14 protein-coding genes are annotated in these 14,536 nt (G+C 57.1%); 5 read left to right on the top strand and 9 right to left on the bottom strand.

The window, feature by feature from the left end:
* Positions 1-122: 122 nt before the first annotated feature.
* On the top strand, positions 123-1,106 hold the full coding sequence (locus tag ETAA8_RS11080; RefSeq protein ID WP_145088083.1) for a universal stress protein: 984 nt from the start codon (positions 123-125) through the stop codon (positions 1,104-1,106).
* Positions 1,107-1,283: 177 nt separating this feature from the next.
* On the opposite strand, the gene ETAA8_RS11075 is transcribed toward ETAA8_RS11080, so the two are convergent.
* The 3 genes from ETAA8_RS11075 to ETAA8_RS11065 form a co-directional block, all read right to left on the bottom strand.
* Positions 1,284-1,772: a macro domain-containing protein gene (locus ETAA8_RS11075; protein WP_145088082.1), complete on the bottom strand. Its 489-nt coding sequence runs from the start codon at positions 1,770-1,772 to the stop codon at positions 1,284-1,286.
* A 217-nt stretch (positions 1,773-1,989) separates the two neighbouring features.
* A complete protein-coding gene (ppk2, locus tag ETAA8_RS11070; protein WP_145088081.1) occupies positions 1,990-3,093 on the bottom strand; it encodes a polyphosphate kinase 2 in 1,104 nt (367 codons plus the stop codon).
* Positions 3,094-3,245: 152 nt separating this feature from the next.
* The gene (locus ETAA8_RS11065) at positions 3,246-4,265 is read right to left on the bottom strand and encodes an ornithine cyclodeaminase family protein (RefSeq protein WP_145088080.1); all 1,020 of its coding nucleotides are present in this window, start codon (positions 4,263-4,265) and stop codon (positions 3,246-3,248) included.
* A gap of 643 nt (positions 4,266-4,908) precedes the next feature.
* Between ETAA8_RS11065 and ETAA8_RS11060 the strand changes: the two genes are divergently transcribed.
* Positions 4,909-5,256, top strand: coding sequence for a hypothetical protein (locus ETAA8_RS11060; RefSeq protein WP_145088079.1), 348 nt, complete (start codon positions 4,909-4,911; stop codon positions 5,254-5,256).
* 55 nt (positions 5,257-5,311) lie between these two features.
* On the opposite strand, the gene ETAA8_RS11055 is transcribed toward ETAA8_RS11060, so the two are convergent.
* Positions 5,312-5,902: a protoglobin family protein gene (locus ETAA8_RS11055; RefSeq protein WP_145088078.1), complete on the bottom strand. Its 591-nt coding sequence runs from the start codon at positions 5,900-5,902 to the stop codon at positions 5,312-5,314.
* Positions 5,903-6,010: 108 nt separating this feature from the next.
* Positions 6,011-7,297, bottom strand: a complete 1,287-nt coding sequence (gene hcp, locus ETAA8_RS11050; RefSeq protein ID WP_145088077.1) for a hydroxylamine reductase — start codon at positions 7,295-7,297, stop codon at positions 6,011-6,013.
* A 409-nt stretch (positions 7,298-7,706) separates the two neighbouring features.
* Here hcp and ETAA8_RS11045 point away from each other — a divergent pair, with 409 nt between their 5' ends.
* From ETAA8_RS11045 to ETAA8_RS11035, 3 genes are all read left to right on the top strand, one after another.
* Positions 7,707-8,126 carry an Rrf2 family transcriptional regulator gene (locus ETAA8_RS11045; protein WP_145088076.1) on the top strand — a complete coding sequence of 140 codons (420 nt, stop codon included), beginning with the start codon at positions 7,707-7,709 and terminating at the stop codon, positions 8,124-8,126.
* A 38-nt stretch (positions 8,127-8,164) separates the two neighbouring features.
* Positions 8,165-8,725 carry a c-type heme family protein gene (locus ETAA8_RS11040; protein ID WP_145088075.1) on the top strand — a complete coding sequence of 187 codons (561 nt, stop codon included), beginning with the start codon at positions 8,165-8,167 and terminating at the stop codon, positions 8,723-8,725.
* Between the two features lie 115 nt (positions 8,726-8,840).
* Positions 8,841-10,652: an Hsp70 family protein gene (locus tag ETAA8_RS11035; RefSeq protein ID WP_202921760.1), complete on the top strand. Its 1,812-nt coding sequence runs from the start codon at positions 8,841-8,843 to the stop codon at positions 10,650-10,652.
* A gap of 728 nt (positions 10,653-11,380) precedes the next feature.
* Here the strand turns inward: ETAA8_RS11035 and istB are convergent.
* The 4 genes from istB to ETAA8_RS11015 form a co-directional block, all read right to left on the bottom strand.
* Positions 11,381-12,019: an IS21-like element helper ATPase IstB gene (gene istB / locus ETAA8_RS11030; RefSeq protein ID WP_315851588.1), complete on the bottom strand. Its 639-nt coding sequence runs from the start codon at positions 12,017-12,019 to the stop codon at positions 11,381-11,383.
* Between the two features lie 75 nt (positions 12,020-12,094).
* Entirely contained in the window at positions 12,095-13,171 is a 1,077-nt protein-coding gene (hypE, locus tag ETAA8_RS11025) for a hydrogenase expression/formation protein HypE (RefSeq protein ID WP_202921759.1), read from the bottom strand.
* 5 nt (positions 13,172-13,176) lie between these two features.
* The gene (hypD, locus tag ETAA8_RS11020) at positions 13,177-14,277 is read right to left on the bottom strand and encodes a hydrogenase formation protein HypD (protein ID WP_145088072.1); all 1,101 of its coding nucleotides are present in this window, start codon (positions 14,275-14,277) and stop codon (positions 13,177-13,179) included.
* Complete coding sequence (locus ETAA8_RS11015; RefSeq protein WP_145088071.1) at positions 14,274-14,534, bottom strand: HypC/HybG/HupF family hydrogenase formation chaperone; 261 nt, start codon at positions 14,532-14,534, stop codon at positions 14,274-14,276. The genes hypD and ETAA8_RS11015 overlap by 4 nt, the downstream gene beginning before the upstream one ends.
* Positions 14,535-14,536: the final 2 nt, after the last annotated feature.

The following is a 14,536-nucleotide window of genomic DNA, read 5'->3' as shown; positions in this document are numbered from 1 at the left end:
CGCAAGTATCGACGGCATGGAGTTTGCATTTTTACGGATGCCGAGCGTCGTGTAATTAGCCGCTGCCAGTGATCGTGCTTGCATACCTTCAGAACATAAACTCCGTGCTTCTTTTGAGAACCATGTCGAATCAGCTCAGCTTTCACAAGCTTCTCGTTGCTGTTGATTTCTCGCCTGCTTCGTTTGCCGCGGCCCAGCAGGCGCTGTGGGTCGCAACACAAACAGGGGCGACGATTACTCTGGTAAATGTGCTGCCGAATATGCGAAAGTCCATGCAATCGGCTTCAATCGACGCCAAACTTGACCTGCTGTACGGCGAAGGCAGTGTGTTCCACCGCGAAGTGCTGGGTGATGCCGAGAAGCGTCTGCAGCAAATAGTCAACAACGTTGCCCATCCATATCTGGTGATCAAACACAAGGTCTTGCTTGGAGAGCCAATAACTGAAATTTGCCGTCTGACGCAGCATGGCGATTACGACTTGGTGTTCGCCGGCGCACATGCGATGACAGTTTGGAAAGAGCTCTTTGTCGGAAGCACCGCCAAGAAACTCATTCACACTTGCCCTGCGCCTGTTTGGATCGTCCGGCCCGAACATGTCGGGCAGCCTGCTGCCATTCTCACGGCCACCGATTTCTCCCCCGTATGTCGCAGCGCAATCGAAGTTGCCGGTAGCCTGGCACAACTAGCAAACGCCCAGTTGCACACGATGCATGTTGTCGATTCTGCAGATGTGCCCGAAGATATTCTCAGCAAAGTCCCTGAAGGAAAATCGCTGCGCGAAGAGATCTACGAAGCCACCAAGAATCGGCTCATTGAGTTCTTAGCCCCTCTTGGAGCACAGGTCGATATCAAGCCGCATCTCACTTGGGGCACGCCCTGGAAAGAGATCAATCGTTTCGCCAATCATCTGAAAGCCGACCTACTCGTGGTGGGCAGCATCGGCCGCAGCGGGATTGCCGGCATGCTCGTGGGCAATACGGCGGAACAACTTCTCACGTGTTGCCAAAGCAGCCTCCTGACGGTCAAGCCTGAGAACTTCGTGTGTCCCATTCCACTCCTCGAAATGAGCACAGAGATCAGCGGCCAGACGGCTTTCATTGGCTGATGCAATTGCATCGTTCGCGTTCAAGAAGGGACCAACGAATTTGGTGGAAATTCACGCAGCCTAGTCGGAGTTGTCCATTGTTTCGCCCAGGATTGCGGAAGTGGCCCCATTGTTCGGACCACTTCGGTTTGCGCCGGCGATTACGTGAGCGGAGAATTGACCTCTGATTCGAGGTTATTAAGCCCCCACTTCATTGGCCTGTACGCCCTTCTGATATTGCGTGTAAACGAACACCGGAATGGAAAGTTCGCCTAAGTGTGTACGGATGAGCGGCAGCACGACGTCCCAATCCAATCCGCCGACGCCAGTTGCTAGTTTCGGCAGTGCAACGCTTTTAATCTTCTCTTTTTCCAGCTCATGCCGAAGCCGTTTCAGACAGTGGTTCACGTGCGAGGTGGTGGCCTTGCCCGGCTTGGCTCCGTGACCGTGCTCACCCTCTTGAGTCAGCAAATTGAACACTCGCACACCTATCGTGCCCCAAAACCAAAGCTCGCCCGGCTTCGGATGGGTCTGATGAGTATAGTGGCGAAAATCCTTGACCATCTTTGGCCACTTTTCGTGGAGTGCAGCAGCCAAACCTTGGTCGAAGTGATCATTCGGAGCCACGCCATGGGCGATGGCTTCAGCTTTGGTCAACAGAATGTCACCCGAGACTTCATGAATCATTTGTTTCTCGCTGTGTAACAAAGAAGTGATAACCGGCGTGCGGAATCGCACACATCTTCGCAGTTCGCTCAATCAAATGCCGATCAATTCCCACGTTCTACTAGCGAACCGGTCAATCAAACTACCTCAGCAATAGCTATGCCGACGAGTTGCCGATAATCCGATAGTTCCGCCTCGCAATTTTCGACCGTCGTTCAGGGCCAAGCGGTCGCTGGCTTCACAGGACCGGAATGCCGCCGGGATGTTCGCCACGCTCGTACACGATATTGGCCCTGCCGACCAGCAGCGGATCAAGGGGACCGATCGCCTCGATGTCCTTGTTGGCATACGGCAAACGGTGCAGAACATAACGCATCGCATTCAAACGAGCACGCTTCTTGCAATTGGACTTTATCACCGTCCACGGAGCATCTGCTGTGTCCGTATTGAAAAACATGGCTTCTTTTGTCAGCGTGTAGGCTTCCCATTTATCGAGCGATGTAAGGTCGACGGGCGAGAGCTTCCATTGCTTGAGCGGGTGTGCTTTGCGCTCTTCGAAACGCCTTCGCTGCTCAGCTTGGCTTACCGAGAACCAGAACTTGATCAAGATCACCCGACTGCGGACGAGATTGCGTTCAAACTCCGGAGCTTGACGCATAAATTCGTGATATTCATCGTCTGTACAGAATCCCATCACGCGTTCCACGCCCGCGCGATTGTACCAGGAGCGGTCCATCATCACGATTTCTCCCGCCGTGGGCAAATGCTGCACGTACCGCTGAAAATACCACTGCCCACGCTCAACTTCGCTGGGCTTTTCAAGCGCCACGACCCGTGCCCCGCGCGGATTCAGATGCTCCATAAAGCGTTTAATGGTGCCTCCCTTGCCTGCGGCATCGCGTCCTTCGAACAGGATCACTACCTTCTGCTTCGCAGCTTTGACCCAGGCCTGCACTTTCAGCAATTCAACCTGCAAATGGTACTTTTGTTGCTCGTAGCTTTTTCTCGACAACAGGTTCTTATACGGATACTCACCGTCGCGCCAGTCGGCAGCCAATTCGGTGTCGGGGTTAACGGATCGCCGGCCCGAGTTTGCAGCTGGATCTTCTTGAAACAGATTTCGCAGCATCGTGGCGTCATCGGGCGATGCCCCTGCCAGAATCGCCTGTAGCGAGCGTGCCAGTGACGCAATATCCTGCTGCGGCGTGCCGTCGATGATCTCTTTTACTGCTTCGACTTTCGAAGTCTGAGCCGCTCGCATCGATTCAGCGATCACAAATTGTTCCAGGGGCTGCGGCTCAAGGGTCGGCGCTGTATCACCCGCCGCCATCGAACGTGGCATTTGACCGTTAGATCGAGCAGGAGAACTTGATTCTGGCAAAGCTTGAGAAGTTGTTGGATCGCCGTTAGGAACCGGAGCATTCTTCACGTTTGTCGCCTCTTATCAAACCCTTGTACTGCAAATCCAAACGAATCGCCCCTGCTATTCCCTCGCTATACCAGCCGGAATGTCTGGCCGACCTTCCGTGTTAATGCTGTATGATAGGCCAAGTGCGCGAGTGCAATGTCGCAAATCGCCATTCCAATCGGTAGTGCGACGATCCGCTCCTGATCCGAGTCACGGGCCGGCTTCGTGCCCGCAACAATCTCGCCGATTGTGGCATAGATCGGCGGCATGCCACCCGGAAATTCGGGATCCGGCTGGCCATCTGCCGTTAGGCGAGCGCGGCCGATCTTGTCGAAATATTCGGCCAAGGCTACATCGTCAACGATGAATTTGTCGGCCTGATGTAGCGCCTCAGCCGTATAGGCGCATCCTCCCTCGATTCCCACGCCGAAGGCACCCTGCTTGAACCATTCGGGACGGATGATCTGCTCATCGCCATTCGTGCACGTGGTAATCAGGTCGGCGTCTTTGACGCACGACTCATTGTCTTCGCAAAGTATCACATCGCCTTGGAACTCAGAGCTTACGCGGTCTTTCATCGCGGCCATTGCCGTGGGTCGGATGTCGCGGAGGCGGATTTGTTTGAGCGTGGGAATCTGGTCAACGAGAAAACGAAGGTGCATCGAACCCTCGAAGCCACAACCCACCAGAGCGAGGGTCCGGGCACCGGACACGACACTGCGGCGGGCGATGATGGCACTCACTGCCGCCGTTCTCAAGCCTGTTAAGTAACTGCAATCCATGACCGCCAGCGGAATACCGGTTGCCGTATCGTTATAAACCTGCAAACCGGTCACATTGGGAAGGTCACGCTGGTAGTTCTGGGCGAATCCTGCGACCCACTTCAGACCGCAGGCACCAAGTCGACGGAGGTAGGCCGGCATGGCGTGGATGAAATTTGCAGGGTCGGTGCCGGTGGGATGCACGCCGATTTTGGGATGCATTTCGTAGGTTCCGGCCGCATGTTCGCGCAGGGCATCTTCCACCACGGAGACTACTTTGCTCGGAGCAAGCCCGAGTTCGACGACGTCATTCCGGGAGAGCAGAAGAACTTCGATTGATTTCATTAGAGACAAGCGCTCACGGTTCAGGTTGTTTCAGCTCTGAGATTTGCCCGCCAGATTTGTCCCATTGAATGAGTCCGCTTCGAATCAATCTGCACTCACATCGGGCCCAAGATGAAAATGGTTCGCAAGTGCTATGCCAAGACCTCACAGCATTGTTGGGGCCATTCGCGCCAGCAACGCTCTGAAACAATCAATTGCAATAAGTCACAGGCGTCAGCAGAGCTTGCCAGGCGGAGTTCCTGATTTCCCGATGGTCGATCGTGGCGATTATCGGCCGCGCAGTGTGCGGATTTACCGGACAGTCTGTGCGGCAATGCACACCTAAGAAGACCAGCGGACGCCCGGCCAGCGTCGCAAGGCTACGTCTGCCGCAAGTCGCTAAGGGCATGACTCCAACTGCTGGCATTTGGTCTTGAGCGGGAGTCGCTTGCAGGACTGCTGAAGAATGTCCGTCGCTTTGCCTTTCGTGATCCTGTACTTGCGCGATATTTGGTTTCGCTATCGCTTGAAAGTGGACGACAACTCGGCTCACAACAGTTGATTCTGCAGCGATCATTTGAAATGGCACTTGGCTTGCTGATGGTGACGAGCCGGCCTGAGGCCATTTGAGAAGTTCTTTGAACCCTGGAAGGGATGCATCGAAATGTTACTTGCCGAAGGTGATAACCTGCTGATTGCTCATCGCCGCCTATTCGACAAAGACGAAAACCGCTTTTTCATCGGCAAGGTCGTCGCCTATGACGCAGGGTTGGTGAAGGTTCAAGGGCACTCATTTGTCCGAGATGTAATTTCAGGGAAAATCATCGAAAAAGCAGAGTCACGGACTAAGATCTTCTCGCTGACTTCTGGGACGCTGCTGGTTTATCAACTCCCCAGCACAGTCAACATGGAATCGTTTATTCTTCGGGCAGAGGAAGGCCGGCTGCACGCCACAGATGGCAAGGGATTTACCATGAATCTTGCCGATCATGCACACGCAGGACGGCTCTGATGTCCAGGATTCGACCTGAGCTCCCGGTACTACGGGATCTAGAAACGACTTCGACTCAGGTTACGTTCGCGTTGCCGTTGCAGTAGTGCCGAGTGACGAAATCGTTCTGAATCCACAGCAGTTTGTGGAATGCTCGAAGCGTGCGCAACATCGTCGCGTTATCCAGTGGTTGCTGCGAGATCGCCTCGGTCAGGGTGTCGACTAGCAGGCCCAACAGCGCATTCATCTGGACGAGCGGCACATCGATCTCCTTGCTGCCGGCCTTCGGCGTGTGCATTTTGCCGACCATGTCGAGATACTGGACCATCTTGGCGTCGTATGAACGGCCGAGAAGCTGCATGAAGTACCGGCTGAGATGCTCCTTACGAAATCGCACCTGAGGATGGGACAGCGTCAGATTGGCGACACCCCCTGGCAACGGCCCTTCGTATCCAGCTTGCTTTGGGACGAAGTGCCGAGCGGTCGCGTCATAGCTCAGCAGCTTTTCATAGGTCTTCTCCACCAATTGCGGAATCAACGGCCCCAGGAGCGGAGCGCTCGCCTGAATCAACGCGGTGTCTTCTGGGCCGAAGCCCATGAACCCCGCCAGATACTCGTACCGGTACTGCGAGTCGGCTTCCAATCGTGCTTCATCGATGCTTTGCATGAAACATTGCCTCTAGTGAAACCAAAAAACCACAGTCATCCCCGCGGGATGTCCTGTTCTGAATCAAGAGCAGACAGGCCAGTCACCCCACGGAGAACCCTCGATGTCCTACGCACCCAACTGCACCAACTCCCTCGGGGGTTCGGCTTCAATCAGTTTGAGGTCGAACTTCTCTTGCAGGACTTTGAACACGTTGGGCGACACGAACGCCGGAGGCACAGGGCCGAGCCGAATCCCTTTCACACCCAGAGCCAGCAGGCTGAGCAGCACGGCCACAGCCTTCTGTTCAAACCAGGACAACACGATCGACAGCGGCAAATCGTTGACACCGCAGTCGAAGGCTCTTGCCAGACCGAGCGCGACTTGGACCGCTCCGTAGGCATCGTTGCATTGGCCCATGTCGAGCAGTCGCGGCAGTCCAGCCACCGTGCCGTAGTCGTGATTGCGGATGCGGTACTTTCCGCAGCCAAGCGTCAGGATCACCGATTCTTGTGGTGCGCCTTGAGCCAGTTTTGTGTAGTAGTTGCGGCCCATCTCCGCGCCGTCGCAACCACCGATCAGGTAGAAGCGTTTGATCTCTCCCGATTTGACGGCGGCCACGATCTTGTCGGCCAAACTCAAGATCACGCTATGATGGAAGCCAATCGTTGACTCTCTCACCTTGCGATCGGGCAGCGAGGGAGAAGTCTTCGCCATCGCAATCACTGCGGAAAAGTCATTCGTCTTCAACCGCTTACCGCCGGGAACGGCGGTGACGCGTGTGGTGAAGAGCCGGTCCTTGTAGCTGTCCGGCGGGATCAGAATGCAGTTCGTAGTCGCGAGAATCGGTCCGGTGAATGCAGGGAATTCCCACTGCTGATTCTGCCACGGGCCGCCGTAATGCCCGGCGAGGTGCGAGTGTGCGCGCAGTTTTGGGTAACTGTGAGCAGGCAACATTTCGCCGTGCGTGTAAACATTGACGCCCTGGCCTGCCGCCTGATCCAGCAAGTCGGCCAGATCGGCCAGATCGTGACCGGTGACGAGAATCCCCGGTCCGGCCTTCGTCCCCTCATAGACCGTTGTGGGCGTCGGTGCTCCGAAGCACTCCGTGTGCCCCTCATCGAGCAGTTGCATGACGCGGACATTCTGTGAGCCGCATTCGAGAACCAACTCGAAGAGACTCTCCATGTCGAAGTTCACGTTGGTCACCGTCGCGAACAAGGCCTCTTCGATAAACGCATTGACGGCCTCGTCGACCTTACCCAGTCGCCGCGCGTGATGCGCGTAGGCCGCCATTCCTTTCACCCCGTAGAGCAGGATCTCTTGCAGCGACTGGATGTCCGGATCCTTCCCGCACACGCCAATTTCGGTGCAGCCGGTTCCATTTTGAGTTTGCTCGCACTGGTTACAGAACATCAAAGACTCCCTGAACGGAAAGGTAACGCCACTTGTTGATTTTCACAGGCTGGCGGCCGCTCGGTCACAGCTAGTTAAGGCCTTTTGCTTGTACATGACCAATCGGCCGTCGGGAGAGAGGCTCACTGCGTGATTCTTCAACGTCTTCGGAGCCCGCGACTCCGTTCGCCGCCACTGCTCGCGGGGCGAATGTCAGAGTGAAAGACGGCACTGTCAACCAGAAGATGTTGCGGCAATGCATGGCACTTCTCGGGCGGCATGAAGACCGACGGGCGAAAACGAGAGCCGGACTGATCGGGAGCGATCATTCGTCAAGTTCAATTTCCTAAAGCGTAACCATTGAAATCTTCATGTCAAGGTGTAGAATCTGTGGGGAGCGAAAGCGAGCCACCGGGCAGGAGCAACCACCGTGTTACCGAAAATCGCCGAATACGCCCTACGCGCCGTGGCGTGCATGGCAAACAAGCCCGAGTTCCCTCTGTCCGCGGACTTGCTTGCCGAGCAGACGAAAGTGCCGCGGCGGTATTTGCATAAAGTTCTGCAGGATCTGGTGCGAGCGGAACTAGTCCATTCACGCTCGGGGCCCGGCGGTGGATACACGCTCGCAGTTGCGGTGAAAAAGATCTCGATCCTGGACGTGGTGAACGCCGTAGCGCCACTGGTGCGGATTCGCGAGTGCCCGCTGGGACTGAAGTCTCACACCAGCCTCTGCCCGCTGCACAAAGAACTGGACCGGGCCTATGCCGCAACGGAGAAGGCCTTTGCGGGAGTGACGCTCGAACAACTTCTCAAATCGAGCAGTAAGATCGTCGCGCTCTGCGAGGTTTGAAGCGGCCCCGAAACCAACAGTTCCACAGGAGCAGTACGATGAAAGCGACATGGTTGATTCGAACGGGAATCCTCTGCGGCTGCGTTGGGCTGCTGTACTTGGCAGCGGCGTTCTGTGCTGAGCCTGATGCCAGCGAGGCTAAAGACGACAAATCACATTGTGTTCCGGTGGCAACGGCCCGCGATCGCGCGAAACTCATGTACGACATCTATGCCGCCACGTTGGACACGATGCACGAGCGTTACTTCCACGGCGATCGCGCCATCGTGCCGGCGCATGCGATGGAAGACATCTTCGCCGAGATCAAGCGTCAATCCAAAGTGGAAGCCCGCTGGATTTCGGTGAACATGAAGCCCATGAGCATCAATCACGAACCCAAAACCGAGTTTGAAAAAAGAGCAGCCAAGGAAATTGCCAGTGGCAAGGCAGAAGTGGACATCGTCGAGGATGGTTACTATCGCCGTGTCGGTGCGATCCCCCTCGGCGACGGCTGCATCAGTTGCCACGGTGGGTTGTTCCAGCAGCCTTCCAAGTCGCCCAAGTTCGCTGGACTGATCATTAGCGTTCCAGTGAAGCAGGATTCCAGTCAATCGGAGTAACACACGGCTGGTGTAATGCAGGTCAATGCGTGATTTCTCTGCAGAATCAGTGGTCTGCAATAAACAAGATCCCTAAACACATTTCAGCGTCTTTGGTCTTCGGAGAATGAAGTTTATGGCCACTCGTACGGCGATCGGCGTTGACTTAGGAGCCACGAACGTTGTCGTCTCGTGGGTTAACTCACGCGGCGAGACCGAAATTCTGCTGAATTCGGAAGGCAAGGCGTCGATGCCGGCGGCTGTGTACCTGGCGGATGATCGAACCATCGTCGGTGAAGAGGCGCTGTTGCGTGGACGCCGCCACCCAGAGCGACTCGCCGCGCACATTAAAGCGGACCTTGGCAGTCGTTGGTATCACTCAGCGATTGGCGGCGTTCATGTGCCGCCCGAGGCGCTTCAGGCGTGCATCTTGCGTCAGTTACGGTTGGAATGGGATCGGAAGTTTCTTGGGAGTAAAGTCGTCACGATTGCGGTACCGGCAATTTTCAACGACGTACAACGTCGCGCAACGATTGAGGCCGCGCGACTCGCAGGCATCACCAACGTCGAGATCATTGACGAACCTCTCGCAGCCGCACTTGCCTACGCGGAGAAAATACCGCAGTCCTTTGTCGGCGAAGAACAGAGCCTCAGAAAGATCCTGGTTTTGAATATGGGCGGGCAAGCCACCGAAGCTTCTGTCCTTTCACTCAATTTTCATGGGTTGTCGGCGCTCGCGACAGAAGGGGACCCGCAGCTCGGTGGGCATGACTGGGATCTTTGCCTGGCGCGGAGAGTCGCCGAAGAAGTTTCGCAGTTGGCTGGAAGAAAGTGGCTCATGAATCCCGGCCTCCGTTTTCGCATCTTAGAATTTTCGCAAAAGGCAAAGCTCGCCCTGTCGTCCCGACCTGCAACGCATCTCACGTTGCAAGTCGGCGAAAGAACCCACAAAATCGAAGTCACCCGCGAGAAATTCAATGCGGCCATGAGTGAACTGGTCACACGCGTGGAACTTGTCATTCAGGGGGCATTGTCCGCCGCACATTTAGATTGGCATCAATTGGACGGTACGCTGCTCGTGGGCGGCGCTTCCCAGTTGCCGGCGATTCGTGAACTTCTCGAGCAGCGCACCGGCCGCTTGCCAGAAGCTTGGATCAGTCCCTACGAAGCCGTGGCGCGCGGCGCCGCTCGTCATGCTTTTCAAAGACTCCATTCGACTATGGCGCCCATGCCGGCAATCCATAGCCAGTGTACCCACAGCCTGGGAGTCGAATGGGAAGAGCCGATCACCAAGCAGAAAATGCGCAAGACCCTGATTCGCCGCGGCACGCCGCTGCCAACGGAAGTGACGCGCGAGTTGATCATGCGTGGCGCGCAGCGAAAGAGCATCGTCTTGTCACTTTGGCAAGGTGATGCGGAAAACGCTCAACATCGCACATTGATCGGTCGCGCGGTTCTGGAGGACCTGCCCGCTGACTTGGCGGAAGACTGGCCCATCGATCTAAAACTCGAAATGGGCATCAATGGGCGGATTGCAGTCGATGCGTCTGTTCGATACACAAAATGCATCGTTCATCTTGTCATGCAGCGTCCTGATTTTGTCTCCGCTACTCACTTCAATCTCTGGCAGCAGATTGTCGAATCACTTAGCGGGTTGCCGGCCTACGTTGAAGCCGGCAAGCTGGAAGACATCGGCGGCAAGAAGATTCCAGTAGTGATCACGTCCTCCCACCCTGCCGAAGCGTCGGTGCAGGAAGACTCCGAGCCTCAAGCAGTGGAAGAAAATCGGTTGCTTGCCTTGCTGCGGCGGCTGATGCCGTTTCACCGCGGAGCGACTCAATTGGCGTCGACTTCGGAGGCAGCGGTCGCGGCGCCAGTTTCTGGTGATCAATCTGCCCGGCGCACTCCACCCGCGCTGGAGGTAATTGAGATGCACGACGAACTTTAGTTCACCCGCCCTTGCGCCTGGCGAAGCTAGGTCGGCAGTGCTTCGCCTCCGGGCAAGTGGTCGTCAAGGTGCATCTCGTCGGTGAAGACCGCCACGGCGACTTTGAGAGACACAGTTCACAACATCAGGCCTGCGGCCCAAATGCCGGCCGTGACTTTCCATTCGGTCAAGCTGGGGGTTGTATTCGACAGCCCTTTTTAGTTAGCTCGCAGGCCAGCCGTGAACGCCGCCACGGAATCCAAAAAGAATCTTGCAGCGGCCTGGTTTAATGGGATGGAAGTGCTGATCGCTTGAGCTTCCGGGGCGCCGTTTAGGCAGATCGCGACCAAATTCAGTCACGCTGGCGGGCCACCTATCGAAATCGACATGTTGCCGATGATTCTGCGTGCTGATGACGAATTCGACAGAAGCCAATTGTGATCTTGTTCGAGTGGGCACGCCGGCAAACAATTCGGCAAGGATCTGAACTCGTGCCGACCCCGGCGACCACATACTCGCTGGCAGCTCTGCATAGGTACACGATCACCCAATTGACCCAACGGTGCGATTACCGGATCCGATGTTCACTCAGTCGCTGTAAACGACGGTCGAATAGTGCAGCGCGTGGCGGTTGAAAAGTGTGGCGCCGGGGTGGATGAGGGTCTCAGTCTAAATCAGGGTGCGGGAGTATTCCAGTAAGAATCCTTCCTCCTCCGGAGGAGGAAGGATCTTGTCGATTTTAACGGCGGCTAGGATTCTGCCGATTCGTCATCAGGTGACGAGGAGGAGGTCGCGGGTTTCGGGCGCGATCCCTTGCGGCGTCTCCGTGCATCTTGCAAGCGATAACTTTCGCCGGTCGATTCGAGGATGTGACAGTGGTGCGTCAGCCGATTGAGCACGGCGCCGGTTAGCCGCTCGCTGCCAAGGACTTCGGTCCATTGCTCGAAGGGCAGATTAGTCGTCACGATCAACGACTGCCGTTCATACGCGCTGCTGATCACCTCGAAGAGTAGCTCCGCGCCGAGCTTGCTGGCGGGGACGTAACCCAGCTCGTCGAGGATCAGCAGATCGAACTTCGCCAAGGACGCTTTCATCCGCAACAGTGTCCGTTCTTCCCGAGCTTCCATGAGTTGCGTGATCAGTTCGGTAACGCGGCAGAAGCGGACGCGTTTCTCCCGCTGGCAAGCGGCAATGCCGAGCGCGGTGGCCAGATGCGTCTTGTCCATACCCGGATGCCCCAGGAAGATCACCGACTCGCGGCGTTCCACGAACTCGCACCGCAAGAGCTCCGCCACCAGTACGCGATTCAGCGAGGGCTGCGCAGCGAAGTCGAAATAACCGGGCGACGCAGGTTGGATGAATCCTGATAGCCGGCCGTTGTGCGGCAAAATTTAGCTTCATTCAGAAACCAGTTGTCCCCGGTTCAATGCTCCACACAAACGCAATGACGTAATGCGTCTCCATCAGCAAATACGCGGGAGCAAAGCGGTGGTTGGTTCGTCCAGTGGTTGCGTCGTTCCCAGGGCACGTCGGATGGTTACCGGGAAGCGTTGTTGAGCCTGGACCTCACCGACGCGAGCGGCAAGCTTTGATTCTGGATGACAGCGCAGGATGGCTAAGGCTGCCTCGCAGGCACCCGGTTCAACGGCCAGCAAGAAGACCCCTTCACCGGCGAAGTAAAGAGGATCGACGCCCAACAATTCTGACAGGCCGCGGAGTTCGTCAGGCATGGGAAACGTGGCTTGCTCGACGGCCAGCGTTACGCGGGCTGCTTCGGCCCATTCGTGCAGCACGGCTGCCACGCCGCCTCGCGTGGCGTCGCGCATGGCTTTGACGCGCGATCCGAGTTGTTCTCTCAACACTCGAATCGGCTTGACCAGCGGCAGTGAGTCGCTGTGAGGAGCGGGATCGAAACTCAGTCGTTCGCGGGCGGCCATGACCGCGATTCCATGTTGACCGACGGGCCCGCTAATGATCAGTTCGTCTCCTGGTGTAAGCGATTTCGGCCCCGCAGGTACGGGCGAGTGGAAAACGCCAATTCCGGTTGTGTTGATAAACAACCCATCCACCGCGCCGCGTGGAACAACCTTCGTATCGCCAGCCACAATCGCCACGTCGGAACGCCGCGCGGCACTGGCCACACTCGCGATCACTTGATCGAGAACGGCCAGCGGCAGTCCTTCCTCCAGGATGAGCGCGAGCGTTAACCAACAGGGGTGCGCTCCCGAGACAGCCAGGTCATTAACGGTTCCGTACACCGCAAGCGAGCCGATGTCGCCGCCGGGGAAAAACAACGGCGTAACCACAAAGCTATCGGTCGTGACCGCCAGCGGCCCTACCGGTTGCGGCAAACACGCAGCATCATCGAGCGACTGCAAGTGAACATTGGCCAGTCGATTGGTAATGTGTTCTCGCACGAGTTGCCGCGTCAGCCGGCCGCCATCGCCGTGCGCCAAGGTCACGTGCGGCACATCACGATTCAACTCGATGGGGCAGGAAAGTCCTTCGTTGTTTGTTCGCGAAACCGATTCTGGAGGCATGGTTCTCACTTCCCCGCGTGGCTGGCAACTCGATAGCGATGGTAGGCGGCACATGGACCTTCGGTAGACACCATGGGTGCTCCGAGCGGCGAGTCGGGCGTGCAGCGAGTCCCAAAGTGCGGGCACTCCGTCGGCCTGATTCGACCGATCAGCACGTCGCCCGCCGGACACTCCGTAGCGCAGGCCGCGACCTCAGGCGTCGCCGAGAATCGCTGCCGTGCGTCGAATCGCTGCCACTCCTCCCTGAGTTTCAGGCCGCCGCGAGGAATGACACCGAAACCGCGCCACGGCGTATCTCGTACTTCATAAATCTGCTCGACCAGGCGCTGGGCTGCCAGGTTCCCCTCGCGGCGAACACTACGCGCATAGCAGTTTTCCACGCTGGCAACACCGGTCTCCAATTGTCTCACACAGGCGAGGATGCCTTCCAGCAGATCGACCGGTTCAAAGCCGGTCACCACCAGGGGAAGGCGAAATCGACGGACAAACTCGTCATATTCTGCGAAGCCGGTGACTGCGCAAACGTGACCGGCGGCCAGAAAGGCCTTAGCGCGGTGGTCCGGCGCGGTTGCCAGCATCTGCATGGCCGGCAGGACGCAGACATGGGCCACCAGCAGACTGAAATTGTCGAGGCCGTAGTGAGTTGCCTGCTGCACTGCCAGTGCGGTGGCAGGCGCTGTGGTCTCGAAACCCACGGCCAAAAACACAATCTGATCCTGTGGTCGCTCGCGGGCAATTTCCACAGCGTCGAGCGGCGAATAGACAACCGCCACACGCCCACCTTTGCTCCGCGAACTGAGCAACGTGCCGTGACTGCCTGGCACGCGAAGCATGTCTCCAAAGCTGGCCAAGATCGTGTTCGGCCGCAGGGACAATTCCTGTGCCGCGTCAATGGTCTCGACCGGCGTCACACAGACAGGACACCCGGGGCCGTGGATCAGTTCGATGCAGCCCTCCAGCGCCTCATCGATCCCGTACCGCAACAAGTTGTGCGTCTGACCGCCACAGACTTCCATCAGCGTCCAGCGCCGCGTGGCCATGCGACGAATGGCCTCAACCAGTCGTCGGACGGCTTCGGGATCTCGAAATTCATCTACATACTTCATGTGCGGTCTCCAGTGCGCGACCAATCAGCACCATCCGCCAACCGCGCCAGGTCGACGATCAACCGCTGAGCCTCGGCCTCATCGATCCGGCCGATACCGATACCCGCATGAATCAAGACGAATTGACCTTCCTCAACTTCCGGCACCAAGGCCAGGTGGCAAACGCGGCGTATTCCTGCGAACTCGACATCCGCGCGGGCCAAAGGGCCACTACGTTCAATCCAGCGCACTACTTTCCCTGGAACGCCGAGGCACACGA

This window comes from Anatilimnocola aggregata (genome assembly GCF_007747655.1).
Classification (GTDB): domain Bacteria; phylum Planctomycetota; class Planctomycetia; order Pirellulales; family Pirellulaceae; genus Anatilimnocola; species Anatilimnocola aggregata.
Note: the sequence above shows the minus strand (reverse complement) of the source record. Positions and strands in the feature narration are given on the sequence as shown.

Bases quoted from the DNA above. Each gene is read 5' to 3' on its own strand.
- ETAA8_RS11080 (WP_145088083.1), top strand. From the start codon at position 123: ATGTCGAATCAGCTCAGCTTTCACAAGCTTCTCGTTGCTGTTGATTTC.
- ETAA8_RS11075 (WP_145088082.1), bottom strand. From the start codon at position 1,772: ATGATTCATGAAGTCTCGGGTGACATTCTGTTGACCAAAGCTGAAGCC.
- ppk2 (WP_145088081.1), bottom strand. From the start codon at position 3,093: ATGCCACGTTCGATGGCGGCGGGTGATACAGCGCCGACCCTTGAGCCG.
- ETAA8_RS11065 (WP_145088080.1), bottom strand. From the start codon at position 4,265: ATGAAATCAATCGAAGTTCTTCTGCTCTCCCGGAATGACGTCGTCGAA.
- ETAA8_RS11060 (WP_145088079.1), top strand. From the start codon at position 4,909: ATGTTACTTGCCGAAGGTGATAACCTGCTGATTGCTCATCGCCGCCTA.
- ETAA8_RS11055 (WP_145088078.1), bottom strand. From the start codon at position 5,902: ATGCAAAGCATCGATGAAGCACGATTGGAAGCCGACTCGCAGTACCGG.
- hcp (WP_145088077.1), bottom strand. From the start codon at position 7,297: ATGTTCTGTAACCAGTGCGAGCAAACTCAAAATGGAACCGGCTGCACC.
- ETAA8_RS11040 (WP_145088075.1), top strand. From the start codon at position 8,165: ATGAAAGCGACATGGTTGATTCGAACGGGAATCCTCTGCGGCTGCGTT.
- ETAA8_RS11035 (WP_202921760.1), top strand. From the start codon at position 8,841: ATGGCCACTCGTACGGCGATCGGCGTTGACTTAGGAGCCACGAACGTT.
- hypE (WP_202921759.1), bottom strand. From the start codon at position 13,171: ATGCCTCCAGAATCGGTTTCGCGAACAAACAACGAAGGACTTTCCTGC.
- hypD (WP_145088072.1), bottom strand. From the start codon at position 14,277: ATGAAGTATGTAGATGAATTTCGAGATCCCGAAGCCGTCCGACGACTG.